Origin of the sequence: Streptomyces beihaiensis, assembly GCF_026274175.1 — a bacterium.
GTDB lineage: Bacteria > Actinomycetota > Actinomycetes > Streptomycetales > Streptomycetaceae > Streptomyces > Streptomyces beihaiensis.
In genome coordinates, this window is the sequence record NZ_JAPHNL010000259.1 from 22,806 (window position 1) to 47,667 (window position 24,862).

At 70.3% G+C, this 24,862-nt stretch carries 18 protein-coding genes and 1 tRNA gene; 9 read left to right on the forward strand and 10 right to left on the reverse strand.

The features are described 5' to 3' along the window. The first annotated feature begins 129 nt into the window (after positions 1-129). From OFY01_RS20480 to pyk, 4 genes are all read left to right on the forward strand, one after another. Positions 130-1,593 carry a pyridoxal phosphate-dependent decarboxylase family protein gene (locus tag OFY01_RS20480; protein WP_266601984.1) on the forward strand — a complete coding sequence of 488 codons (1,464 nt, stop codon included), beginning with the start codon at positions 130-132 and terminating at the stop codon, positions 1,591-1,593. After that, positions 1,590-3,083: a lysine N(6)-hydroxylase/L-ornithine N(5)-oxygenase family protein gene (locus OFY01_RS20485; RefSeq protein ID WP_266601986.1), complete on the forward strand. Its 1,494-nt coding sequence runs from the start codon at positions 1,590-1,592 to the stop codon at positions 3,081-3,083. The genes OFY01_RS20480 and OFY01_RS20485 overlap by 4 nt, the downstream gene beginning before the upstream one ends. Positions 3,084-3,140: 57 nt before the next feature. Further along, the gene (locus OFY01_RS20490; RefSeq protein ID WP_266601988.1) at positions 3,141-3,839 is read left to right on the forward strand and encodes an SIMPL domain-containing protein; all 699 of its coding nucleotides are present in this window, start codon (positions 3,141-3,143) and stop codon (positions 3,837-3,839) included. A 144-nt stretch (positions 3,840-3,983) separates the two neighbouring features. Further along, positions 3,984-5,420 carry a pyruvate kinase gene (pyk, locus tag OFY01_RS20495; protein ID WP_266601990.1) on the forward strand — a complete coding sequence of 479 codons (1,437 nt, stop codon included), beginning with the start codon at positions 3,984-3,986 and terminating at the stop codon, positions 5,418-5,420. A 24-nt stretch (positions 5,421-5,444) separates the two neighbouring features. Here the strand turns inward: pyk and rhlB are convergent, their stop codons facing one another. Next, positions 5,445-5,780, reverse strand: a complete 336-nt coding sequence (rhlB, locus tag OFY01_RS20500) for an ATP-dependent RNA helicase RhlB (protein ID WP_407700386.1) — start codon at positions 5,778-5,780, stop codon at positions 5,445-5,447. Between the two features lie 127 nt (positions 5,781-5,907). After that, a tRNA-Leu gene (locus OFY01_RS20505) sits at positions 5,908-5,982 on the reverse strand. A gap of 106 nt (positions 5,983-6,088) precedes the next feature. Here OFY01_RS20505 and OFY01_RS20510 point away from each other — a divergent pair. Then, positions 6,089-6,745 (forward strand): ANTAR domain-containing response regulator, encoded by a 657-nt coding sequence (locus OFY01_RS20510; protein WP_266601992.1) that lies wholly within the window; start codon positions 6,089-6,091, stop codon positions 6,743-6,745. An 87-nt stretch (positions 6,746-6,832) separates the two neighbouring features. Here the strand turns inward: OFY01_RS20510 and OFY01_RS20515 are convergent, their stop codons facing one another. From OFY01_RS20515 to OFY01_RS20545, 7 genes are all read right to left on the reverse strand, one after another. Further along, complete coding sequence (locus tag OFY01_RS20515; protein WP_266601994.1) at positions 6,833-7,549, reverse strand: ABC transporter ATP-binding protein; 717 nt, start codon at positions 7,547-7,549, stop codon at positions 6,833-6,835. Continuing rightward, a complete protein-coding gene (locus tag OFY01_RS20520; protein ID WP_266601996.1) occupies positions 7,546-8,466 on the reverse strand; it encodes an ABC transporter ATP-binding protein in 921 nt (306 codons plus the stop codon). Before OFY01_RS20520 ends, OFY01_RS20515 begins: the two co-directional genes overlap by 4 nt. Next, complete coding sequence (locus OFY01_RS20525; RefSeq protein WP_266602021.1) at positions 8,463-10,307, reverse strand: branched-chain amino acid ABC transporter permease; 1,845 nt, start codon at positions 10,305-10,307, stop codon at positions 8,463-8,465. The genes OFY01_RS20520 and OFY01_RS20525 overlap by 4 nt, the downstream gene beginning before the upstream one ends. Before the next feature lie 5 nt (positions 10,308-10,312). After that, on the reverse strand, positions 10,313-11,242 hold the full coding sequence (locus OFY01_RS20530; protein WP_266601997.1) for a branched-chain amino acid ABC transporter permease: 930 nt from the start codon (positions 11,240-11,242) through the stop codon (positions 10,313-10,315). A gap of 107 nt (positions 11,243-11,349) precedes the next feature. Beyond that, the gene (locus OFY01_RS20535; protein WP_266601999.1) at positions 11,350-12,582 is read right to left on the reverse strand and encodes a branched-chain amino acid ABC transporter substrate-binding protein; all 1,233 of its coding nucleotides are present in this window, start codon (positions 12,580-12,582) and stop codon (positions 11,350-11,352) included. A gap of 477 nt (positions 12,583-13,059) precedes the next feature. Beyond that, complete coding sequence (locus OFY01_RS20540) at positions 13,060-13,527, reverse strand: PaaI family thioesterase (protein ID WP_266602001.1); 468 nt, start codon at positions 13,525-13,527, stop codon at positions 13,060-13,062. 57 nt (positions 13,528-13,584) lie between these two features. Then, entirely contained in the window at positions 13,585-15,939 is a 2,355-nt protein-coding gene (locus OFY01_RS20545; RefSeq protein ID WP_266602003.1) for an FdhF/YdeP family oxidoreductase, read from the reverse strand. Between the two features lie 263 nt (positions 15,940-16,202). Between OFY01_RS20545 and polA the strand changes: the two genes are divergently transcribed. The 4 genes from polA to OFY01_RS20565 all read left to right on the forward strand — a co-directional run bounded on the left by polA (position 16,203) and on the right by OFY01_RS20565 (position 22,444). Continuing rightward, a complete protein-coding gene (gene polA / locus OFY01_RS20550; protein ID WP_266602023.1) occupies positions 16,203-18,869 on the forward strand; it encodes a DNA polymerase I in 2,667 nt (888 codons plus the stop codon). 303 nt (positions 18,870-19,172) lie between these two features. Beyond that, on the forward strand, positions 19,173-21,029 hold the full coding sequence (locus OFY01_RS20555) for a lytic transglycosylase domain-containing protein (RefSeq protein ID WP_266602005.1): 1,857 nt from the start codon (positions 19,173-19,175) through the stop codon (positions 21,027-21,029). Between the two features lie 266 nt (positions 21,030-21,295). Next, a complete protein-coding gene (locus OFY01_RS20560; RefSeq protein ID WP_266602007.1) occupies positions 21,296-21,433 on the forward strand; it encodes an SPW_0924 family protein in 138 nt (45 codons plus the stop codon). A gap of 18 nt (positions 21,434-21,451) precedes the next feature. Next, positions 21,452-22,444, forward strand: coding sequence for a DUF3068 domain-containing protein (locus OFY01_RS20565; RefSeq protein ID WP_266602009.1), 993 nt, complete (start codon positions 21,452-21,454; stop codon positions 22,442-22,444). Positions 22,445-22,486: 42 nt separating this feature from the next. On the opposite strand, the gene hrpB is transcribed toward OFY01_RS20565, so the two are convergent. Then, a partial coding sequence (hrpB, locus tag OFY01_RS20570) for an ATP-dependent helicase HrpB (RefSeq protein WP_266602011.1) occupies positions 22,487-24,862 on the reverse strand: 2,376 nt, incomplete at its 5' end.

Consider the following 24,862-nt stretch of genomic DNA (forward strand, 5'->3'; position numbering starts at 1 on the left):
CAATACCCCTTTCGGGTCTCCTTCGTTGGTACATCAGGCACACCACCCCGCCGACGCCCAGGCTGGTGAACCACAGCCGAACAGGCACCACACACCCCGGCACGCTCCCGAAGGACCCGAAGGACCCGCATGAGCCCCCGCCCGTCACCCACCCCCGAACGGGCTGCGCCCACAAACCCACCTTCGCCCGCCCTCGCACCCGGCCCCCCACCCCTCGCCGGCGGCACCCAAGGCCCCGACGCCCTCCGGCCCCTGCTCCACACCGTTCTCGACGCCCTCCACACCGGCGCCACCCACCGCGCGGGCCCCCTCCCCGCCGGCGGCCCCGACACCGTCGCCGCGCACCTACGCGACCGAGCAGGCGACCTCCTGCCCACCCGCGGCACCGGCCCCCACCACGCCCTACGCACCCTCGTCACCGCCGTCGCCGCGGGCGCCGCCGACCCTGCCGACCCGCTCTGCGCCGCCCACCTGCACTGCCCACCCCTCGCCGTCGCCGTCGCCGCCGACCTCGCCGCCGGCGCCCTCAACCCCTCCATGGACTCCTGGGACCAAGCCCCCGCCGCCTCCGAACTCGAAGCCCTCCTCACCCGCACCCTCGCCCACGAGATCTACCGCCCCCACCCCTCGGCCCCCACACCACCCGACGCGCTCGTCACCACCGGCGGCACCGAAGCCAACCAACTCGCCGTCCTCCTCGCCCGCGAAACCAACCCGCACCCCCAGCCCGTCCAGCTCCTCACCGGCGCCAACGCCCACCACAGCCTCGCCCGCGCCGCCTGGCTCCTCGGCCTTCCCGCCCCCATCACCCTCCCCACGCCAGGCGGCACCCTCGACCCCGCAGCCCTCGACGCCGCACTCACCGGCCTACCCGGCCCCAAACTCGTCGCCGCCACCGCCGGCACCACCGACGCCGGCCTCATCGACCCGCTCCCCGACATCGCCGACATCACCGAACACCACGGCGCCCGCCTCCACATCGACGCCGCCTACGGCGCGGGTCTCCTCTTCAGCGACCGCCACGCCCACCGCCTCCACGGCCTCGACCGCGCCCACACCGTCACCCTCGACCTCCACAAACTCGGCTGGCAGCCCGTCGCCGCCGGCCTCCTCGCCGTACGCGACACCACCGAAACCACCGCCCTCACCCACACCGCCGACTACCTCAACGCCGACGACGACACCGAAGCGGGCCTCCCCGACCTCCTCGGCCGCTCCCTGCGCACCACCCGACGCCCCGACATCCTCAAAATCGCCGTCACCCTCAAAGCCCTCGGCCGCACCGGCCTCGCCGCTCTCGTCGACCAGGTCTGCGACCACGCCCGCCACCTCGCCCACCTCGTCGCCACCCATCCCGCCCTCGAGCTCTACGACACCCCCACCATCTCCACCGTCCTGTTCCGGCCCACCGGCGCCCCCGACTCCCACATCGCCGCCATCCGCCGCAACCTCCTCACCGAAGGCCACGCCGTCCTCGGCCGCGCCCGCATGGACAACCGCCTCTGGCTCAAAGCCACCCTCCTCAACCCCCACACCGACCCCGCCGCCCTCGCCGCGCTCCTCAAACTGGTGGAAGGACACACTCCGCGATGAACGCCGAGACAGCCGCACCTGGCGCACCCACCGCCACCCGCCCCAGCTCGACCCCGAGCCCCAGCCCCAGCCCCAGCGCCAGCCCCGGTCCCGAAGCTCCCCGTGACCTCGTCGGCATCGGCATCGGCCCCTTCAACCTCTCCCTCGCCGCCCTCGCCCACCCCCTCACCGAACTCGACACCGCCTTCTACGAACAACGCCCCGCCTTCCACTGGCACCCCGGACTCCTCCTCGACGGCGCCACCCTCCAAGTCCCCTTCCTCGCCGACCTCGTCACCCTCGCCGACCCCACCAGCCACTGGACCTTCCTCAACTACCTCAAAACCCGTGAACGCCTCTACCCCTTCTACTTCGCCGAGCACTTCCACATCCACCGCGCCGAATACGACGCCTACTGCCGCTGGGTCAGCGAAAACCTCCCCGGACTCCACTTCGACCACCAAGTCGACGCCGTCCGCTGGAACCCCGAACGCTCCCTGTTCGAAGTCGACTTCACCCAGCTCGACTCCGACGGCGAAGCAGAAGCCCTCGGACGCACCTACACCAGGAACATCGCCCTCGGTATCGGCACCGAACCCCACATCCCCGAACCCCTCAAACCACTGGCCGAAGCCCCCACCGTCCCCGTCATCCACTCCGCCGACTACCTCACCCACCGCGACCGACTCCTCACCGCCGACCACGTCACCGTCATCGGCTCAGGCCAGTCCGGGGCCGAGATCTTCCTCGACCTCCTCAAGAACCGGCCGGCAGGCCGCGAAAGAATCCACTGGCTCACCCGCACCGAAGCGTTCCGGCCCATGGAGTACTCCAAGCTCGGCCTCGAACACTTCACTCCCGACTACACCCACTACTTCCACCACCTCACCGAAGCCACCCGCAACGAACTCCTGCCACGACAAGGGCAGTTGCACAAGGCCATCGACACCGACACCATCACCGCCATCCACGAAGAGCTCTACCGCCGCACCCTCCACGGCGGCTGGCCCGACACCACACTCACCCCCGGCGTCAACGTCCGCACCGCGGGGCGCGTCGCCACCACCCAAGTCGAACTCCACCTCGAACACCGCCAGCAAGGCACCCGCTCCCGCCTCACCACCGACGCCGTCGTCCTCGCCACCGGCTACCGCGAACGCCCCCTCGGCCGACTCCTCGCCGGACTCGACCCCTACATGCGCCGCGACAGCCGCGAACGGCCCCGCATCGACGAACACTTCCGCCTCGTCCTCGACCCGTCCGTCCAAGGCGCCGTCTACGTACAGAACGCCGAACGCCACACCCACGGCGTCGGCGCCCCCGACCTCGGCCTCGCCGCCTGGCGCAGCGCCACCATCCTCAACACCCTCACCGGCAAGAACCCCTACCCCCAGCCCCGCCGCACCGCCTTCACCACCTTCGGCCTCACCACCGACGCCCACCGCACCCCAGGACCCGGAGCCGGACAACACCCCACCGGCCGCAGCACACTCGTCAAACTCGCCGACTGACCAACCACCGCCTGACACCGACACGCCGACACCCCCCACGAGTGTCACAGTGAACCCATGACCGAGCCCACGCCCTACGGCACCCCCGACACGCCCCGCCTCTCCGTCCGCGGCGAAGCCCACATCGAAGCCGAACCCGAACTCGCCCGCATCGGCATCACCGTCACCGCCCGAAACACCGACCGACGCGCCACCCTCACCGACCTCACCCACCGCAACAACACCACCCTCGACCTCGTCAAAACGTACGGCGACCACGTAGAGAAACTCGAAACCGGCACCTTCACCCTCACCCCCGAATTCACCAGACACGGCCGCGGTGAACGCATCCGCACCTACCACGGACGCGTTCACATCACCGCCGAACTCAACGACTTCACCGCACTCGGCGAACTCGCCACCCGCCTCGCCGATCTCGAACTCACCCGCGTCGACGGCCCCTGGTGGTCCCTGCGCCGCACCTCACCCGTCCACGCCGACGCACGCCGACAAGCCGTGCACGAAGCGGTCCAGCGCGCCCGCGAATACGCCGATGCCCTCGGCACCACGCTCGACGCCCTCGTCGAACTCGCCGACACCGCCGCCGACGACCACACCTGGACCCACGCCCCCACACCCCGCGCCATGTTCGGCGCCGCCGCTCCCGGCGGAGCCGCGCCCGACGACACACCCTCCGCCCTCGACCTCGAACCCCAGCGACAACAGGTACGCGCGCAGGTGAACGCCCGCTTCACCCTCCACCCGCCGACACTCTGAGAGGACGAAAGGGGTGCTCATCAGAGCGAGGGAGTGCCCACATTCAAAACTTGGCGACGCTTGTCAATAACCCTTCATGCAAAGCTCGTTGAGTAGTCACGCCCACCCAATTACCTACCCGCCAGTAAGCCCTAGGCTCGAATCATGCGCCGAGCAAAGATCGTCTGTACTCTGGGCCCCGCCACCGACTCGTACGAGCAGATCAAAGCACTCGTCGAAGCCGGAATGGACGTAGCCCGCTTCAACCTCAGCCACGGCACCTACGCCGAACACGAGGAGCGCTACCAGCGCGTGCGGAAGGCATCCGAAGAGACCGGCCGCAGCGTCGGAATCCTCGCCGACCTTCAAGGCCCGAAGATCCGACTCGGCCGGTTCAGTGAAGGACCCGTACTCCTTGAACGCGGCGACACCTTCACCATCACCGTCGAGAACGGCGTCGAGGGCGACCGCCAGACCTGCGGCACCACCTACGACGGCCTCGCCGCCGACGTCACCCCCGGCGAACGCATCCTCGTCGACGACGGAAAGGTCACCCTCGAAGTCACTCGCGTCGACGGCCCCCGCGTCCACACCAAGGTCGTCGAAGGCGGCATGGTCTCCGACCACAAGGGCCTCAACCTCCCCGGCGTCGCCGTCTCCGTCCCCGCGCTCAGCGACAAGGACGAGGCCGACCTGCGCTGGGCCCTGAACATCGGCGCCGACCTCATCGCGCTCTCCTTCGTCCGCAACGGCCGCGACATCGAAGACGTCCACCGCATCATGGACGAGGAAGACCGTCGCCTCCCCGTCATCGCCAAGGTCGAAAAACCCCAGGCCGTCGACAACATCGACGACATCGTCGCCGCCTTCGACGCAATCATGGTCGCGCGCGGAGACCTGGGTGTGGAGATGCCCCTGGAGCAGGTCCCCATCGTCCAGAAGCGCGCCATCAAACTCGCCAAGCGCAACGCCAAGCCCGTCATCGTCGCCACCCAGATGCTCGACTCGATGATCGACAACTCCCGTCCCACCAGGGCGGAAGCGAGCGACGTCGCCAACGCGGTCATCGACGGCACGGACGCGGTCATGCTCTCCGGCGAGACCAGCGTCGGAAAGTACGCCGTCGAAACGGTCCGGACGATGGCCCGCATCGTCGAAGCCGCCGAGGAAGACATCCTCGCCAAGGGCCTGCCGCCGCTGACCGAACGCAACAAGCCCCGCACCCAGGGCGGCGCGGTCGCCCGCGCGGCAGCGGAGATGGGCGACTTCCTCGGCGCGAAGTTCCTGGTCGCCTTCACGAAGTCCGGCGACACGGTCAAACGCCTCTCCCGCTACCGCTCGCCCATCCCGCTCCTGGCCTTCACTCCCGAGCCGGCGACCCGCTCCCAGCTCAGCCTCACGTGGGGCGTGGAGACCTTCCTCGGCCCGCACGTCGAGTCGACGGACGCGATGATCGCGCAGGTCGACGACATGCTCCTCAAGATCGGCCGCTGCGAGAGGGGCGACGTCGTCGTCATCACGGCAGGCTCCCCGCCCGGCGTCCCCGGCACGACGAACCTGGTCCGCGTCCATCACATCGGCGAGGACGACAGCCCGAAGTAGCCCCGCCCGAGGCCCCGCGCACCTTCAGTGCTTGGGGCCTACGTGTATGTCCATCAGGGCGACGTCAGCCTTGCGGGCGACGGAGATGTCGTACTTCGTGGGCTGCTTCCAAGACGCCGCGGCGCAGAGAGCTGATGCAACCATCACCGAGACAGAGGCCGAGCAGGTACGAGTACGCGGCCGGATCCTCGGGGGGCGAGGGGATCCCTTGGCACCTCGGGCAGGGCGCCGCACGGCCAGTCCGTGTGAGCGGCTGGATGCGTGTGTGCCAGGACCGGATCGCGGCGCGTGACATGCCAGTCTCCTTGCTGACCGAGTTCGGGCTGCGTCCTTGCTCGACCAGAGCGAGCGCCCGCTCACGTGTGCTCATGTCGTACATGTGGGCAGACTGAGCTGTTATACGGCGCGACACGCAGCAAAAAAGCGGATGTTCACGAGAACGTGAGCATCCGCTTCGAGCTGGCCAACCTTCGATTCGAAGGAAAAGTGCCCCGGGTCGGACTCGAACCGACACTGTATGGGTTTTGAATCCATTGCCTGCTGCCAATTGGGCTACCGGGGCCTGCAGAATCAAAGGTTCCCCTTGACCCGCTGCCCGACCACCTTACCGCAGCTAGGTACGCTCTTGGCAGCAGTATCCCCGCCCTGCCCGAACAAGGAGCGCCCCCGTGACCGGCCCCGAGTCGACCCAGCCCGCTGACGCCGCCGACGACGACAAGTCGCACGTCCCGCCGCTGACGACCCGCGTCGTCATCGCCGAGGACGAGGCCCTGATCCGCCTCGATCTGAAAGAGATGCTGGAGGAGGAGGGCTACACGGTCGTCGGTGAGGCCGGTGACGGTGAGGAGGCCGTCGAGCTGGCCCGTGAGCACAAGCCCGACCTCGTGATCCTGGACGTGAAGATGCCGAAGATGGACGGCATCAGCGCGGCGGAGAAGATCGCCGAGGAGTCGATCGCGCCGGTGCTGATGCTGACCGCGTTCTCGCAGCGTGACCTGGTCGAGCGGGCGCGGGACGCGGGTGCGATGGCGTACCTGGTGAAGCCGTTCAGCAAGAGTGACGTCGTGCCGGCGATCGAGATGGCGGTCTCTCGTTTCACGGAGCTGAAGACGCTGGAGAAGGAGGTCGCGGACCTCACGCAGCGCCTGGAGACGCGGAAGCTGGTGGACCGGGCGAAGTCGGTGTTGCAGACGCAGTACGGGCTGACGGAGCCGGCGGCGTTCCGGTGGATTCAGAAGACGTCGATGGACCGGCGGCTTTCGATGCAGCAGGTGGCGGAGGCGGTCATTCAGGACGCCGAGGAGAAGAAGGCGTCGAAGGGCTGACGGACCGGACGGCGCCGCCGCGCGTGTGAAAGGCGTGAGGCCCGCACCCACCCGTGGTGCGGGCCTCACGCGTGTGTGCGCCCGTCGTCAGTCTTCGCCGAGGTAGGCCTTGCGTACGGATTCGTCGTGCAGGAGGTCTTGTCCGGTGCCGGACAGGACGATCGAGCCGACTTCCATGACGTGACCCTGGTCGGCGAGTGACAGGGCGGCCTGGGCGTTCTGTTCGACGAGCAGGATGGTCGTGCCCTGGGCCTTGAGTTCCGCGATGGTCTCGAGGATCTTCTGCATCATGATCGGGGAGAGCCCCATGGAGGGTTCGTCGAGCATGAGGAGTTTGGGCCGGGACATGAGGGCGCGGCCCATGGCGAGCATTTGTTGTTCGCCGCCCGAGAGTGTTCCAGCTGCTTGCTTTCTGCGTTCGCCGAGGATCGGGAAGAGATCGTAGGCGCGCTGGATGTCTTTTTCGATTCCTTCCGGGTCTTTGCGCAGGAACGCGCCCAGCTGGAGGTTTTCCAGGATGCTGAGGCGTGGAAAGATGTGGCGGCCTTCGGGGGAGTGGGCGAGGCCCATGGCGACGATTTTGTGGGCGGGGATGCCGCTCAGTGGCTTTCCGTCGAAGGTGATGCTTCCGCTGAGTGGTTTGAGCAGGCCGGACAGGGTGCGCAGGGTTGTTGTCTTGCCGGCGCCGTTCGTGCCGATGAGGGTGACGACCTGGCCCTGCTGGACGCTGAAGGAGATGCCTTTTACGGCTTCGATCTTGCCGTAGGCGACCTTGAGGTTGTCGACCTCGAGCAGTGCGGTCATTTGTCGTCGTCTCCTTGTGCGGCGTCTCCTTCTTCGGCGGCTTCGGCCGTCCCGGCGGTTCCGTCCTCGGCGGCGTGGCTCTCCGCGGCCTGCACCTCGGCAAGGGCGGTGTCCTCGGGGGCGCCTTCGAAGGGGGTGCCGAGATAGGCGGCGACGACGCGTTCGTCGCCCTGGACGACGTCGCTGGTTCCCTCGACGAGTTTTTCGCCCTGCACGAGGACGGCGACGCGGTCGCAGAGGTTGAAGATGAAGCGCATGTCGTGCTCGATGACGAGGACGGCGATGCCCTTGTCGCGGATGGCGAAGACGAGTTCTTCGGTGGCGCGGGTCTCTTGGGGGTTCATGCCGGCGGTGGGCTCGTCGAGGAGGAGGAGTCCGGGTTCGCTGGCGAGGGCGCGGGCGATTTCGAGTTTTCTTTGTTCGCCGTAGGGGAGGCTGCGGGCGAGGTGGTCGCGTTTGTGGTCGAGGCCCGTGAACTTGAGAAGTTCCATGGCGCGTTCTTCGGACGCCGCTTCGGCCTTGCGGAATCCGGGGCCTCGTAGGAGGGCTGACCAGAGTCCTTCTTTTGTCCTCGTGTGGCGTCCGACGAGGACGTTTTCGAGGACGGTCATGTTGGCGAAGAGCCGGATGTTCTGGAAGGTGCGGGCCATTCCGGCCTTGGTGACGAGGTGGGGTTTGGGCGGGAGGGTGGTGCCTTTGTAGGCGACGGTGCCCTCGGTGGGGTGGTAGAGGCCGGTGAGGCAGTTGAAGAAGGTGGTCTTTCCGGCGCCGTTGGGGCCGATGAGGCCGACGATTTCGCCGGTGGAGACGGTGAGGTCGACGTTGCGTACGGCGGTGAGTCCGCCGAAGCGCATGGTGACGCCGCGGGCCTCCAGGACGGTTTGCTGGGGCGTGGTGGTTGTCGTCATGGTGGTCATGCCCCTGCCTTGGTGGCGTCGGGTGCCGTGGCGGCGCCGGTGGTGCTGTCGGGGAGGCTTTGTTGTTCGGGGATGTCGAGTTGTCCGGTGTCGTGGAACTCGAGCTGGCGGCGGCGGTTGGCGATGATGCCTTCGGGGCGGAAGCGCATGAGCAGGACGAGGGCGAGGCCGAAGGCGAGGAGCTCGTAGTTCTTGAGGAACTGGAGCTTTTCGGGGATGAGGTAGAGGAGGCTGGCGCCGAGGAGGGGTCCGCTGACGGTGCCCATGCCGCCGAGGACGACGGCGGCGAGGAGGAAGGCGGAGTTGGGCGGGGCGGCGCCGGCGAACATGTAGGGCTGGGGGTTGACGCTGTAGTTGACGTGGGCCATGACCGTGCCGGAGAGGCCGGCGAGGGAGGCGCCGAGGGCGAAGGCGATGAGTTTGACGCGGAAGCCGTTGATGCCCATGGCGGTGGCGGCGGTCTCGTCTTCGCGGATGGCGATCCAGGAGCGGCCGATCCGGGAGTTGGAGGCGCGGGTGAAGACGAGGACGACGATGGCTGTGAACAACAGCATCAGGAAGAAGTAGTTGGCGAATCGGCCGAGGGTGAAGGAGCCGAAGGTGTGGGCGTCGCCGAGGTTGAAGCCGAAGACCTTGAGGTCGGGGATGCGGGAGATGCCGTTGGGGCCGTTGGTGAGGTTGGGGCCCGAGGTGCCGTCCATGTTGTTGACGGCGAGGCGGAAGATCTCTCCGAAGCCGAGAGTGACGATGGCGAGGTAGTCGCCGCGCAGGCGGAGGGTGGGGGCGCCGATGAGAACGCCGAAGACGAGGGAGGCGGCCATGCCGGTGAGGGCGGCGGCCCAGAAGGGGAACTGGACGCCGGAGAAGCGGGAGAACTCGGAGCCTGAGACGAGGGCGGCTGCGTAGGCGCCGACGCCGAGGAAGGCGACGTATCCGAGGTCGAGGAGTCCGGTGAGGCCGACGACGATGTTCAGGCCGAGGGCGACGGTGGCGAAGATGAGGATGTTGACGCCGAGGTTGGCGTTGTGGTCGTTGCTCTGGGTGAAGGGGAAGAGCGCGGCGGCGACGAAGGCGAGCACTGCGGAGAGTGCTTTGTGCCGGGTGGTGGCGTTGGTGAAGCGGTCGAGGGCGCCGGAATGATGCAGGGCGATGGCGGTGAGGGTGATGGCGATGAGGTAGCCGATGAACGTTTCGCTCGCGTTGTCGTCGGTACCGATGCCGTAGGTGAAGACGACCAGGCCGAGGGCGATGCCGACGGTGATGGTGAGGCGGTCGATCCAGGGTTCGGGGGTGCTGGTGGGGCGGGCCTGCGGTGGTTTGGCCAGGCGCAGTGTGTGCAGGGCGCGGTGGACGGGCGCGAGGGCGGGGCGTTCGGCCCAGTCGGGGGTGTGGAGGGAGTCGCGGGTGTTGCGGTGGAGGGGCAGGCCGAGGGCGCCGGTGGCGGTGATGAGGGCGCCGACCGCGGCGATGTAGCCGCCGGGGTCGAGGTTGACGAGTCCGCCGAGGTCGACGGCGATGGCGATGGCGGTGAACCAGACGACGCCGAAGGTGCCGAGTGCGGCGAGGGCGGTGGGGTTGTTGCTGCGGCTGGGGTTGAGGCGGGCCAGGGCGCCGCTCTTGTAGCCGGTGAGGGCGAGCAGGAGGGTGAGGGCGGCGGTGACGAGGGTGATGATCTGGAGACCCGCGGGGTAGCCGTAGACGGTGAGGTCGCCGGGGAATGCGGAGGTCCAGGTCCAGGAGAGGAAGGTGGAGGCGATGGTGATGAGGGCGCCCGCGGTGGTGAGGTGGCGGGCGGTGTTCGCGGGGAGCGGGACGACCGGGGTGGTCTCGGTGTTGGTCATGGTGGTCACGCCCTGTCCGCGACGCGTTCGCCGAGCAGACCTTGTGGTCTGAAGAGGAGTACGAGGATGAGGAGGACGAAGGCCCATACGGAGGACCAGCCTTGGCCGCCGAGTTGGTGCATGCCGGGGACGTCGGAGATGTATGCCGTGGCCATGGCTTCGGCGAGGCCGAGGACGAGGCCGCCGAGCATGGCGCCGTAGATGTTGCCGATGCCGCCGAGCACGGCGGCGGTGAAGGCTTTGAGTCCGGCGATGAAGCCCATGTCGTATTCGACGCTGCCGTAGCGCAGGCCGTAGGCGACGCCGGCGACGGCGGCGAAGAGCCCGCCGATGGCGAAGGCGATGACGATGATGCGGTTGGTGTCGATGCCCATGAGCTGGGCGGTGTCCGGGTCCTGGGCGGTGGCCTGCATGGCGCGGCCGGTGCGGGAGAGGCGGACGAAGAAGGCGAGGGCCGCCATGCACAGAGGGGCGGCGACGATGACGAAGATGTCGCCGCTCTGGATGGTGATGGAGCCGATGTGGTAGGGCCCGAAGGCGAGTTGGGGGAAGACGCGGGCGGACTTGGCGTCGGGGTACCAGTTGAAGACGGCCTGCTGGAGGGCGAGGGAGAGGCCGATGGCGGTGATGAGAGGGGCCAGGCGTGGGGCGCCGCGCAGGGGACGGTAGGCGAAGCGTTCCGCTCCGACGCCGATGAGGACGGAGACGAGGGCTCCGCCGGCGAGCATGAGGGGGAGGGCTATCCACATGGATATGCCGTGGGGCAGGGCTAGGTAGACCGTGAGTGCGCCGAAGCCGCCGGTCATGAAGATCTCGCCGTGGGCGAAGTTGATGAGCTGGACGATGCCGTACACCATCGTGTAGCCGATGGCGATCAGCCCGTACATCGAGCCGAGGAACAGCCCGTTGGCCAGCTGCTGCGGCAGGGTGTTCACCGCGTGGCCTCCGTGTGGTGGGAGTTTTCGGGTGTGGCGGGCCGCGCGGTGACCCGGTGAGGGTCCCGCGCGGCCCTGGTGCGCTGTGGCGCCGGGGTGTTCCTGGGTCAGTTGCTGGGGTTGAAGGTGCCGCTCTTGACGGACTTCCACTTGCCGTTGACGACCTGGTACACGGTGAGCTGCTTGTTGGTGGTGTCGCCGAACTTGTCGAAGGAGAGCTGGCCGGACAGGCCCTGGAAGTTGGTCTTCTGGACGGCGTCGACGACCTGCTGGCGGGCGTCGGCGGGGAGCTTGCCGTCCTTCGCGACCTGGGCGACGGCCTTGATGATGGCGGTGGTGGCGTCGTAGGAGTACGCGCCGTAGGCGCCGTAGTCGCCGGGGTACTTCTTGGCCTTGTAGGTGGCGACGAAGTCCTTGGCGGCGGGGAGGGTGTCGACGGGGACGCCGATGGAGGTGGCGAGGTCGCCCTCGGCCGCCTTGCCGGCGGTCTTGATGTAGGTGGTGGCGAACATGCCGTCGCCGCCGAAGAGCGGGATCTTGGCGCCGGAGTCCTTGAGCTGCTTGGTGAGGACCTGGGACTCGTCGTACTGGCCGCCGTAGTAGAGCAGGTCGGCGCCGGAGTTCTTGATCTTGGTGACGAGGGTGGCGAAGTCGCGGTCGCCGACGTTGATGTGGTCGGTTCCGGCGATCTTGCCGCCTGCCTTGGTGAAGCCCTTGATGAAGAGCTTGGCGAGGCCGGCGCCGTAGGTCTGCTTGTCGTCGACGACGAAGACCTTGCGCTTCTTGAGGGTGTTGTACGCGTAGTCGGCTGCGAAGCCGCCCTGCATGGCGTCGGTCGTGGCGGTGCGGAAGTAGGTCTTGTACGGGCGGACCGGGTTGGTCTGCCAGTTCTTGCCCATGGTGAGTTCGGGCGAGGTGTTGGAGGGGGAGATCTCCACGAGGTTCGCCGTGTCGAAGACCTGCTGCATCTGTGTGGCGACGCCGGAGTTGAGGGGGCCGACGACGCCGAGGACGCTCTTGTCGGCGACGAAGGCGGTGGCGTTCTGCTGGCCGGTGGCGGGCAGGGCCTTGTCGTCCTTGGCGGAGAGCTTGAAGGTGACGCCGGGGACGGTCTTGTTCTTGTTGGCGTTGTCGATGGCGATCTGGGCGCCGTACTGGATGCCGAGGCCGGTGGCGGAGTTCTGGCCGGTGAGGGGTGCGTCGACGCCGATGGTGACGGTGGTGTTGCCGCCGCCGCCCTTGTTGCTGTTGTTGTCGCGCGACCCGCAAGCGGTGAGCGTGAGCGCGCCCGTGGTGAGCGCGGTGGTGAGTATGAGCAGAGAACGGTGACGCACGATCATTCCTCTCCCTGGCGCGGCCCCTGGTCGGGGCCGTGTGTCTCGCCGGGCCGTACTGGGGTGGTACAGGGGCCGTGCAAGTGACGCGCCCGGCGGCGCGGTGACTGGCCGTGACTATAAGCTCAGGCCGCAGGGAGGGAGACGACCCGGTGGAGGATGTGACGCTCTTGTTATGACGGCGTGTGCCCGGCGCGCGTCCGGTGGGGCGAAGTGTGGACGATTGGGGCGTATGCATGCCGTGGCGCTGTGTTCGCATAGTGCGAATGCCCAGTTCCGCTCGGGGACTTGAAGTGATCTTGGTCCGTGGTCGGCGGCTGGAAGGACATGTCGCGGGGTGCGGGGCCGGGCCCGGCCGGGCGGTACGGGGGTGCGGTGCGAGGGGGCGGCGTCGCGTTGCGGCGGTGGTAACCGAGTGTTACATCCGTGTGAGATTGTCGGCGGCGCGTGACCCTCGCGTGGTGGCGCCGCCGACGGCCGCTGTCACTTCGGCGGGGTGGGCGCGTCCTTGAGCATGCAGGTCAGGCGGGCGGTGCAGACCCGCTTGTCCTGTTCGTCGGTGATGACGATCTCGTACGTGGCGGTGGAGCGGCCGCGGTGGACGGGTGTGGCGACTCCGGTGACGAGGCCGGAGCGGGCGCCGCGGTGGTGGGTGCAGTTGAGGTCGACGCCGACGGCGAGCTTGGTACTGCCGCCATGGAGCATGGCGCCGACGGAGCCGAGGGTCTCGGCGAGGACGGCGGAGGCGCCGCCGTGCAGCAGGCCGTAGGGCTGGGTGTTGCCCTCGACGGGCATGGTGCCGACGACGCGGTCGGCCGCGGCCTCCTTGACCTCGATGCCCATGCGGGTGCCGAGGTGCCCGGCGGAGAACAGGGCGGGCAGGTCGACGCCGAGCGCCGAGTACTCGTCGATGACCTCTTGCGGGAACTTCACGTGGTGCTGCTCGCCCATGGGCTCCGGCTCCGTCCGTCGTGGGTGCTGGTTCTTCGGACCTCGCTGAGCAAACGCTCAGTCGGTCGGTGATTGTTCCAGGCGGACGACGACCGACTTGCTGGCGGGGGTGTTGCTGGTGTCCGCGGTGGCGTCCAGCGGCACCAGCACATTGGTCTCCGGGTAGTACGCGGCCGCGCAGCCGCGCGCGGTCGGGTAGTGCACCACGCGGAACCCGGGCGCCCGCCGCTCCACTCCGTCGTCCCGCCCTCCCGTCGCCCGCCCTTCCGGCGAGGGCCCCTCGGGCCCGTACCACTCGCTCACCAGGTCCACGTACGTGCCGTCGGCCAGGTCGAGTTCCTTCGCGTCGTCGGGGTTGACGAGGACGACGCGGCGGCCGTGCCGGACGCCGCGGTAGCGGTCGTCCAGGCCGTAGATCGTGGTGTTGTACTGGTCGTGCGAGCGCAGCGTCTGCAACAGCAGGCGGCCCTCGGGCACGCGCGGGTACTCGACGGGCGCGGCGGTGAGGTTGGCCTTGCCGGTGGCGGTGGGGAAACGGCGCTCGTCGCGCGGCGCGTGCGGCAGCGCGAACCCTCCAGAGCGACCGGCGGAACCGCTCACGCGCGCGTTGAAGTCCTCGAAGCCGGGGACGACACGGGCGATGCGGTCGCGGATCGTCGCGTAGTCCTGCTCGAACTCCTCCCAGGGCGTGGCGGATTCGGGGCCCAGGACGCGGCGGGCGAGGCGGGCCACGATGGCGGGTTCGGACAGCAGGTGCGGGGAGGCCGGGGCGAGGCGGCCGCGCGAGGCGTGCACCATGCCCATGGAGTCCTCCACGGTCACGAACTGCTCGCTGCCCTTCCCGTCCGGGCCGGGCCGAAGATCGCGCTCGGTGCGGCCCAGGGTCGGCAGGATGAGGGCGCGGGCGCCGGTGACGGTGTGCGACCGGTTGAGCTTGGTCGACACGTGCACGGTCAGGCGGGCGCGGCGCATGGCCGCCTCGGTGACGTCGGTGTCGGGGGACGCGGCGACGAAATTGCCGCCCATGGCGAAGAAGACCTTCGCGTCGCCGTCGCGCAGGGCGCGGATGGCGCGGACCACGTCGTAGCCGTGCTCGCGTGGCGGGGCGAAGCCGAACTCCTTCTGGAGGGCGTCGAGGAACGCGGGCGCGGGCCGCTCGAAGATGCCCATGGTGCGGTCGCCCTGCACGTTGGAGTGGCCGCGCACGGGGCACACTCCGGCGCCGGGGCGACCGATGTTGCCGCGCAGCAGCAGGAAGTTGACGACTTCTCGGATGGTGGGGACCGAGTGCTTGTGCTGGGTCAGCCCCATCGCCCAGCACACGACGGTGCGCCGGGAGGCGAGCACCATCTCCAGGGCGCGCTCGATGTCCGCGCGGGACAGACCGGTCGCCTTGAGCGTCTCGTCCCAGTCGGCGGCGCGGGCCGCGGCGGCGAACGCGTCGAAGCCGTGGGTGTGTTCGGCGATGAAGGTGTCGTCGACCGCGCCCTCGGTGTCGAGGACGAGCTTGTTGAGGAGGCGGAAGAGCGCCTGGTCGCCGCCGAGCCGGATCTGGAGGAACAGGTCGGTCAGGGCGGCGCCCTTGGTGAGGCCCTTGGGGGTCTGCGGGTTCTTGAAGCGCTCCAGGCCCGCCTCCGGCAGCGGGTTCACCGAGATGATCTTCGCGCCGCCCGCCTTGGCCTTCTCCAGGGCGGAGAGCATGCGCGGGTGGTTGGTGCCGGGGTTCTGCCCGGCGACGATGATCAGGTCCGCTTTGTAGAGATCCTCCAGCAGGACGCTGCCCTTGCCGACGCCGATGGTCTCGGTGAGGGCGGAGCCGGACGACTCGTGGCACATGTTCGAGCAGTCGGGCAGGTTGTTCGTGCCGAACTCGCGGGCGAAGAGCTGGTAGAGGAACGCCGCCTCGTTGCTGGTGCGGCCCGAGGTGTAGAAGACGGCCTGGTCGGGCGAGGCGAGCGCGGTCAGCTCGTCGGCGACGATGTCGAAGGCCCGCTCCCAGGTCACCGGCTCGTACCGGTCGGAGCCCTCCGCCAGGTACATGGGGTGGGTGAGACGGCCCTGCTGGCCCAGCCAGTACCCCGAGCGGGTGGCCAGGTCGGTGACGGGGTGGGCGGCGAAGAACTCGGGAGTCACCCGGCGCAGGGTGGCCTCCTCGGCGACGGCCTTCGCGCCGTTCTCGCAGAACTCCGCCGTGTGCCGGTGCTCCGGCTCGGGCCAGGCACAGCCGGGGCAGTCGAAACCGTCCTTCTGGTTGACCCGCAGCAGGGTGAGCGCGGTGCGCCTCACCCCCATCTGCTCGCGGGCCATCCTGAGGGAGTGGGTGACGGCGGGGAGCCCGGCGGCGTGGTGCTGCGGCTGTGCGACCTGCGGCGCGTCCTGCACCGGGTCGGATACGGGCGGCTTCCTTGCCATGGCGTGCTCCCCTTCGAGCGGGCCGTGCGGGTGGGGCGGTGCTTGCTGTGTGTTACATCCTCGATCCTCGCACGGACGACTGACAGCGGCCCGGTCCGGTCGGCGCGTGGGCGGCGCTGTCAGTGGGGCGTGGCAGGATCGGGGGCGTGGCAGAGAAAGCAGCGAAGAAGACGACGGCGCCGAAGAAGACGACGGCGGTGAAAGCGGCGCAGGGGCCCGCGGCGAAGGCGGCCGGCGGTGGCGAGGGCGGCCGCCCTCGCCTGATGCTCATGGACGGGCACTCGCTGGCGTACCGGGCGTTCTTCGCGCTGCCCGCGGAGAATTTCACGACGGCGACGGGCCAGCCGACGAACGCGTTCTACGGGTTCGCGTCGATGCTGGCGAACACGCTGCGCGACGAGGCGCCCACGCACTTCGCGGTGGCGTTCGACGTGTCGCGCAAGACGTGGCGCTCGCAGGAGTTCTCCGACTACAAGGCGAACCGGTCGAAGACGCCCGACGAGTTCAAGGGCCAGGTCGAGCTGATCGGCGAGCTGCTCGACGCGATGCACGCGCCGCGTTTCGCCGTGGAGGGGTTCGAGGCCGACGACGTCATCGCCACGCTCGCCACGCAGGCGGAGGCGGCCGGGTTCGAGGTCCTGGTGGTCACGGGTGACCGGGACTCCTTCCAGCTGGTCTCCGACCATGTGACCGTGTTGTACCCGACCAAGGGTGTCTCCGAGCTGACGCGGTTCACGCCGCAGAAGGTCCAGGAGAAGTACGGGCTGTCCCCGGCCCAGTACCCGGACTTCGCGGCGCTGCGCGGCGACCCGTCGGACAATCTGCCGGGCATCCCGGGCGTCGGCGAGAAGACGGCTGCCAAGTGGATCAACCAGTTCGGTTCGTTCGCGGAACTGGTGGAGCGGGCCGACGAGGTCAAGGGCAAGGCGGGGCAGAACTTCCGCGACCACCTGGAGGCCGTGAAGCTGAACCGCCGGCTGACCGAGATGGTGCGCGACGTCGAGCTGGCGAAGACGGTCGAGGACCTGGCGCGTGAGGCGTACGACCGCAAGGCGGTCACGATGATCCTGGACACCCTTGAGATCCGTAACCCGTCACTGCGCGAGCGGCTGTTCGCCGTCGACCCGGGCGCCGAGGAGGGCGAGGAGAGCCCGGTGGAGCCGGGTGTGCGGCTGGACGGGGCGGTGCTCGGCACGGGTGAGGTGGCGCCGTGGCTGGCCGAGCACGGCAAGCAGGTGCTGGGCCTGGCGAGCGTCGACACCTGGTCGCTCGGTGCGGGTTCGGTGACCGAGGTGGCGCTCGCCGCCGCCGGGGGAGCGGCCGCCTGGTTCGACCCGTCGACGCTGGACGAGGCCGACGAGAAGGCGTTCGCCGTGTGGCTGGCCGACGCGAAGAAGCCGAAGGTGCTGCACAACGCCAAGGCTGTGATGCGGGTCTTCGCCGAGCACGGCTGGCGCGTCGAGGGCGTCACCATGGACACGGCGCTGGCCGCGTACCTGGTCAAGCCCGGTCGCCGTTCGTTCGCGCTCGACGCGCTGTCCCTCGAGTACCTGGGCCGCGAGCTGGCCCCCGCCCCGGCCGACGGGCAGCTGGCGTTCGGCACGGAGGAGGACGAACAGGCCGAGGCGGACGCGCTCATGGTGCAGGCCCGCGCGATCCTCGACCTGGGTGAGGCGTTCGGCGAGCGGCTCAAGGAGGTCGGCGCGGCGGATCTCCTCACCGACATCGAACTGCCCACCTCGGCGCTGCTCGCCCGGATGGAGCGGCACGGCATCGCCGCGGACCGCGCCCATCTGGAGTCGATGGAGCAGATGTTCGCGGGCGCCGTGCAGCAGGCCGTGAAGGAGGCGCACGCCTCGGTGGGCCACGAGTTCAACCTCGGCTCGCCCAAGCAGCTCCAGGAGGTCTTCTTCGGCGAGCTCGACCTGCCCAAGACGAAGAAGACGAAGACCGGTTACACGACGGACGCGGACGCGTTGGCCTGGCTGGCCACGCAGACCGACCACGAGCTGCCCGTGATCATGCTGCGCCACCGCGAGCAGGCCAAGCTGCGGGTCACGGTCGAGGGCCTGATCAAGACGATCGCGGCGGACGGCCGCATCCACACGACGTTCAACCAGACGGTCGCGGCGACCGGCCGCCTGTCGTCGACCGAACCGAACCTGCAGAACATCCCGGTCCGTACCGACGAGGGCCGGGCGATCCGCCAGGGCTTCGTCGTCGGCGAGGGCTTCGAGTCGCTGATGACGGCCGACTACAGCCAGATCGAACTGCGCGTCATGGCGCACCTGTCTCAGGACGAGGGCCTCATCGAGGCGTTCACCTCCGGCGAGGACCTGCACACGACGGTCGCCTCGCAGGTGTTCGGGGTCTCCAGGGGCGCGGTCGACGCGGAGATGCGCCGCAAGATCAAAGCGATGTCGTACGGGCTGGCGTACGGCCTGTCCGCGTTCGGTCTCTCGCAGCAGCTGAACATCGAGGCGGCCGAGGCGCGTGCCCTGATGGACACGTACTTCGAGCGGTTCGGCGGGGTGCGCGACTACCTGCGCCGCGCCGTCGACGAGGCCCGTGCCACGGGGTACACGGAGACGATGCTGGGCCGCCGCCGCTATCTGCCGGATCTCAACTCGGACAACCGTCAGCGCCGCGAGATGGCTGAGCGCATGGCGCTCAACGCGCCGATCCAGGGCACGGCGGCGGACATCGTGAAGATCGCGATGCTCCAAGTCGACCGGGCACTGTCCGAGGAGAAGCGGGCCTCCCGGCTGCTGCTCCAGGTCCACGACGAAGTCGTCCTGGAGATCGCGCCGGGCGAGGCCGACGCCGTGGAGGAGCTGGTCCGCCGCGAGATGGCGGGTGCCGTGCAGCTGCGGGCGCCGCTCGACGTCTCGGTGGGTGTGGGCCCGGACTGGAAGTCGGCGGCGCACTGACGCCCGAGCCGGCAGCCACCGCGGCAGGCCGGTGCGGCAGGGCCAAGGAGCGGAACCGGTGCGGTTTTGCTCCTTCCTCACGGTTGCCACACCGTTGCGACCAACGGCCGTCATCAATATGAACAATCGGCCGAAAGCGGACCCGAACGGGTGTCTGTGAGCCGGAAGTTGTCGTAGGGTTCGGCGGGGTCCGTGCGCTGGGGAGCGTGCGGCGGGCAGGCTCCAGGACCTGGGGCGAGCCGAGTGGATGGCCACGACACGTGTGGACGCGCCACTACAACTGATGCGGGAGGGGTACGCGGCATGGCGGCGGTTTTCGGCAGGAGGCTGCGCAGGGGTGTGATGTCGGCCGCGGTCGCCGGTGCGGCGGTCGCGGCCCTGTCCGCGTCACAGGCGCCGGGCACCATGCTCCCGCACAGAACCGGTTCCGCCACCCCGACCGCCGAGGACCACTCCGAGGGCGCCGGCGGCGTCGACGGCGGTGACGGCGGCGACGGCACCCCCGGCACCGCGTCGGGCGACTCCGGCTACTACACCGACCTGCCGCCGCTGAACAGCCCCAACGAAGGGCCGAGCGCCGGAGCCCCGGCCGGCGGCGGCGACGAGGAACCGCAGGCCGGCATTCCCGCGACGGTCCTGGACGCGTACAAGAAGGCCGAGGCGGAGCTCGCCACCAGCAAGCCGGGCTGTCACCTTCCCTGGCAGCTGCTCGCCGCGATCGGCAAGGTCGAGTCGGGCCAGGCCCGCGGAGGCAACGTGGACGCGGCGGGCACCACGCTCACCCCGATCCTCGGCCCGGTCCTCGACGGCAAGGGCTTCGCGAACATCCCGGACAGCGACGGGGGTTCGTACGACGGCGACACCGAGCACGACCGGGCCGTCGGCCCCATGCAGTTCATCCCCTCGACGTGGGCGTGGGCGGGCCGCGACGGCAACGGCGACGGCAAGAAGGACCCCAACAACGTCTACGACGCCGCCCTCGCCGCCGGCCACTACCTGTGCCGCGGCGACCGCGACCTGTCGAACGCCAAGCAGCTGGACGAGGCGATCCTCAGCTACAACAACTCCTCGGACTACCTGGCCACCGTCCTGTCCTGGCTGGAGTACTACCGCAAGGGCACGCACGAGGTGCCCAACGGCAGCGGCGTCCTGCCCAAGCACCCCCGCGGCGGCCGGGCGGACTCCGAGCCCACACCGCGGCCGTCCGGGACCCCGGCCGTCACCCCGTCGTCCCCCGCCACGCCCCACGGCGGCCAGAGCGGGCACACGTCCGCCCCGCCCACCCCGGACGCCTCGCCCACTGCGCACGCCTCCCCGACCCCGACCGCCTCCCCGACCCCGACCGCCCCGGCGAGTCCGACCACCCCGCCCACGACGGGCACCGGCACCAGCCCCGCCCAGTCGGTCGCCGACCTCGCCGACGCGGGCACCGGTGCGCTGAGCGCCATGGCGGGCGACACCTTCACCGAGCAGGTGGCGGTCCGTGCCGAGAACGCGGACGGCGACGGCGTCACAGGCGTAGGGGTGCGTTTCCAGATCCTCGGCGACACGGACGCCACATTCGCCGACGGCACCACCACCGCCACCGTCACCACCGGCGACTCGGGCAAGGCCACCGCCCCGGCGTTGCGCGCGGGCGAGCGGACCGGCGAATTCACGATCCGTGCCACCGTCGTGGACCGCATCATGCGGGGCCTCGACTACAGGGCGAGCGTCACCGCGCCGCAGGCCGACACGCTGGCCCGCACCGGCGACACGAAGTACAGCTGTGTCGCGGGCGGCGAATTCGCCGACCAGGTCCAGGTGAAGGCGACGTACAAGGACGCGGTCGCCGACGGCGTCGCCGCGACGGCCACGTTCCTCAAGACCGCCGACGACAAGGACGCCACCGCCCCCGCGGTCGCCGACAAGGGCCCCTACTTCAAGGACAAGGACGGCAACCCGGTCCGCACCCTCAAGGGGCTCACCACCGACGCCGACGGCCTGTTGAAGCTGCCGAAGATGTACGCCGACGACACGACCGGCACGTTCCTGCTGCGCATCGACACGGCGGGCGGCGCGCGCCTCGTCGTCGAGGTCGAGGTGACCGCGGCCCCGTCCGGCGACGCCACGGCGACCACCGCACCGACGGCGTCGCCGAGCCCGAGCCCGTCCGCGTAACGGGACAGGAGTCTCCCCGCCCGAGCCCCCGGCCGCCCGAGACCGGGGGCTCGGGCGTGTCCGCAGCCCCGTCCCCGGCCCCGGCCCCGTCCCCGTCCCCGGCCCCGGCCCCGGCCCCGTCCGTGTGCGTGCCCCTGCGTGCGCACCTGTCCGCGCACGTGCTGCGCGACGTGTTCTCATCTCTCCCCGCCATTGCTACGGTGCACCGACCCAGAGGTCTGACGCCTCATCAGATTCGTGTGCGTGTGCCCGCAGGGAGGCCACAGATGCGTGCCCTCATCGCGGCCGCGGCCGGACTCGCCGCGGCGCTCGCTCTCGTCCTCACCATCACGGCGGTCGGCGCCCCGGCGGGAGGCAAGGCGCCCCCGAAGCCATTGCTGACGACCGTGCCCGAGCACCCCTGACGAAGGAGGGCCGCCGAGATGCGCCGCAAGGCCAGCCTGATCCTGCTCGCCTTCGCCGTGTTCTTCACGGCGCTGTCCCCCCTGATGCGCTGGTACGCGTTTGCGCGCCTGGCGAAGATCCCGCCCGACGAGTACCAGACCGTGGTCCTGGAGGCGAAGAACGCCACGCTCATCGACTACGGCACCATGCGCGACAAGAAGGTGTCCAAGCTCAGCGTCGTACAGACGCTCAGCGGTGACGTCGAAGCGTCCAACAAGATCGAGAAGAGCGCCGGGCGCGACGTCGTCGTCTGGAAGGCGCTCTCCTACATCGTCGGCCCCGACGGCAAGATGGTCTCCGAGATCCCCGAGACGTACATCTTCGACGCCCACAGTCAGGCCCCGGTCCACGCCACCGGAGAGTCCGTCGACGGCGACCCGGTCAGGCGCGAGGGCATCGAGTTCAAGTGGCCCTTCCTCACGCAGAAGCGGGACTACGAGTACTTCGACGCGCGAGCCCGCATCACCCGCCCCATCCACTACAAGGGCACCCGCACCTTCCACGGCCTGAAGGTCTACGACTTCGAGCAGACCATCCCCTGGACGCGAGTCCCCTTCCCCAAGAAACTCCCCGTCAAGGGCATCACCGCCGCGTCCCTGGCCAGGACGGGCACCCAGATGTGGTACACGACCGTCCGCACGTTCCTCGTCGACCCCGTCACCGGCGCGCCCGTCTACGGCGAGGAGCGGCACAAGGAGGAGATGCGCGGCGGCACCCTGGTCGGTGACGGCAAGAAGATCACCGCGTTCGCGGGCGACGTCACGATGCGCCCCGACTACGTCAAGTCGACGGTCGCCCTCGTCAAGTCGCAGCGCACCCTGGTCCTCCTGCTCACGTCCTACCTGCCGTGGGGCTTCCTGGGCCTCGGCCTGGTGCTGCTGGCGCTCTCGCTGTGGCTGGAGGCGCGCGGCAGGCGGCCGGGCGAACCGGAAGGCGCGCCGGAGCGCGCGCCGCAGCCCGCGGGCGTGTGAAGGGAGGCCGCGGACTGGTTGAGGGCTCACTTCGAGGGGCCGCTACCGGCGTGTGTTGGTGCGACGCGTCGGTTCTGCCGTCGTCGGGTCCTCGGGCCAGGGGTGCTTCGGGTAGCGGCCGCGCAGATCGGCCCGTACGGAGCGGTAGCCGTCACGCCAGAACGAGGCGAGGTCGGCGGTGACGGCGGCGGGCCGCCCGGCGGGTGACAGCAGATGTACGAGGACGGGCACGCCGGGCACGCCGGGCGCGCCGGCCACGCGCGGTGTCTCCTGCAACCCGAACATCTCCTGCAACTTCACCGCGAGGACCGGCTGTTCGGGATCCGAGTAGTCGACCCGCACCCGCGACCCGCTCGGCACCTCAAGCCGCTCCGGCGCCAGCTCGTCCAGGCGCGCCGCCTGCCCGTCGGCCCACGGGAGCAGCCGCCGCAGCGCCTGCCCGGCGTCGATCCGCGCCAGGTCCGCCCGGCGCCGCGCCGCACTCAGCTCCGGCTCGAGCCACTCCTCCGCGCGGGCCAGGAGCGCCTCGTCGCGCATGTCCGGCCACGGATGTCCGAGGTGGTGGCGCAGGAAGGCCAGACGCTCCCGCAGCACGCGCGCGTCCCGGTCCCACCGCAGCAGCCCGAGCCCCTCGCGTCGCAGTCCGTCGAGCAGCGCCCCGCGCAGGAGCCCGTGGCCGGGGTTCTTGAGCGGACGTACGGACAGTTCGACCGCGCCGAGCCGGGTGACCTCACGCGCCACCAACTCACCGCCCGCCCAGCGGACGTCCTCGCCGCTCGTGTACAGCGGGGCGGCCGCCCACCGCGCGGTCTCCTCGTCCACCACCGCGCCGAGCCGCACGCGCGCGTGCCCGTGCCCCACCGGCCGGTCGGCGACGGCGACGGCGATCCACCGGGCGTCGCGCAGCGCCGATCCGTCGGCGACGTCGGCCCGGGTCCCGGACGCCATCAGATACGAACCGGCGTCCGCGCGGGCGACCCGTTCCGGGAACGCGAGCGCCGCGACGACCCCGGCCGCGTGATCGTCACCGCGGGCGCTGCCGTCAACGGCGGCGCGGCCGCCACCGGCGGGGGAGCCGGGCCCCTTCGGCGTGTCTTCGTCCTCGCCCTTGAGCCCGGTGAGCCTGCGCACCTCCGCGCGCCAGCGGGACCCGTACGCGTCACCTCCGCGCCGCGCCGTGCGCAGCGCACCGGCCAGATCGTCCCCGTACTCGCGCGGCGGCTCCTCGCTCAACAGCGCCACGACCTCCGCGGCCCGGCGCGCCGAGACCACGGGCGCCGCGTCGAGCAACGCCCGGCCGAGCCGCGGGTGCAGACCGAGCCGGGCGAGCCGGGTGCCGCGCTCGGTGACCTTGCCCGAGTCCGCGTCCACGGCGCCGACCGCCGCCAGGACGGACCGCGCCGCAGCCATCGCCCCGCCCGGCGGCGCGTCGAGCAGCGCGAGCCCGGACGCCCGCGGATCACCCCAGCAGGCCGCCTGCAGTGCGAACGCCGTCAGGTCCGCCACCTTGATCTCCGGCGCCGGGAACCGCGTGAGCCGCCCGTCCTCCGCCTCGTCCCAGCACCGGTACACCGCCCCCGGCGCCTCCCGCCCGGCGCGGCCCGCGCGCTGCGTGCCCGTCGCACGCGAAGCCCGCACCGTCGTCAGCGCGCTCAACCCGCGCGCGTGGTCCACCCGCGGCTCACGGGCGAGCCCGGCGTCCACCACGACCCGCACCCCGGGCACCGTCAGCGACGACTCGGCGACGGCCGTGGCGAGCACCACCCGGCGCCGCGTCCCCGGCGAGAGCACGGCGTCCTGGACAGCGGCGGGTGCCCGCCCGTGCACCTGAAGCACCTCGACATCGCCGAGCCCGTCCAGCTGCCCGGCCACGCGCGCGATCTCGCCCACCCCGGGCAGGAAACACAGCACGTCCCCGTCCCGCTCCGCCAGCGCCCTGCGCACCACGCCCGCCACATGCGTGAGCAGCGCCGGATCCACCCGCGTCCCGTGCGGCGGTCGCACCGCGCGCGGAGGCGGCGCCCACACCACCTCCACGGGGTGCGTGACGCCTTCGGCCGCCACGATCTCGGCCCCGCCGAGCAGCCGGGCCCAGCCCTCGGCGTCCGTCGTCGCCGACGCGGCGACCAGCTCCAGGTCGGGCCGCAGAGCGGCGCGCACGTCGCACAGGAACGCCGCCGCCGTGTCCGCGTCCAGGTGCCGCTCGTGCACCTCGTCCAGGAGCACCGTGTCCACGCCGCTCAGCTCCTGGTCGCGCTGGAGGCGCTGGAGGAGCACACCGGTCGTGACGACCTCCACGCGCGCGTGCGGCCCCACGACCCGCTCGCCGCGCACCGTGTACCCGACCCGCTGCCCCACCGTCTCGCCGAGCAGCCACGCCATCCGGCGCGCGGCCGCGCGGGCGGCGATCCGGCGCGG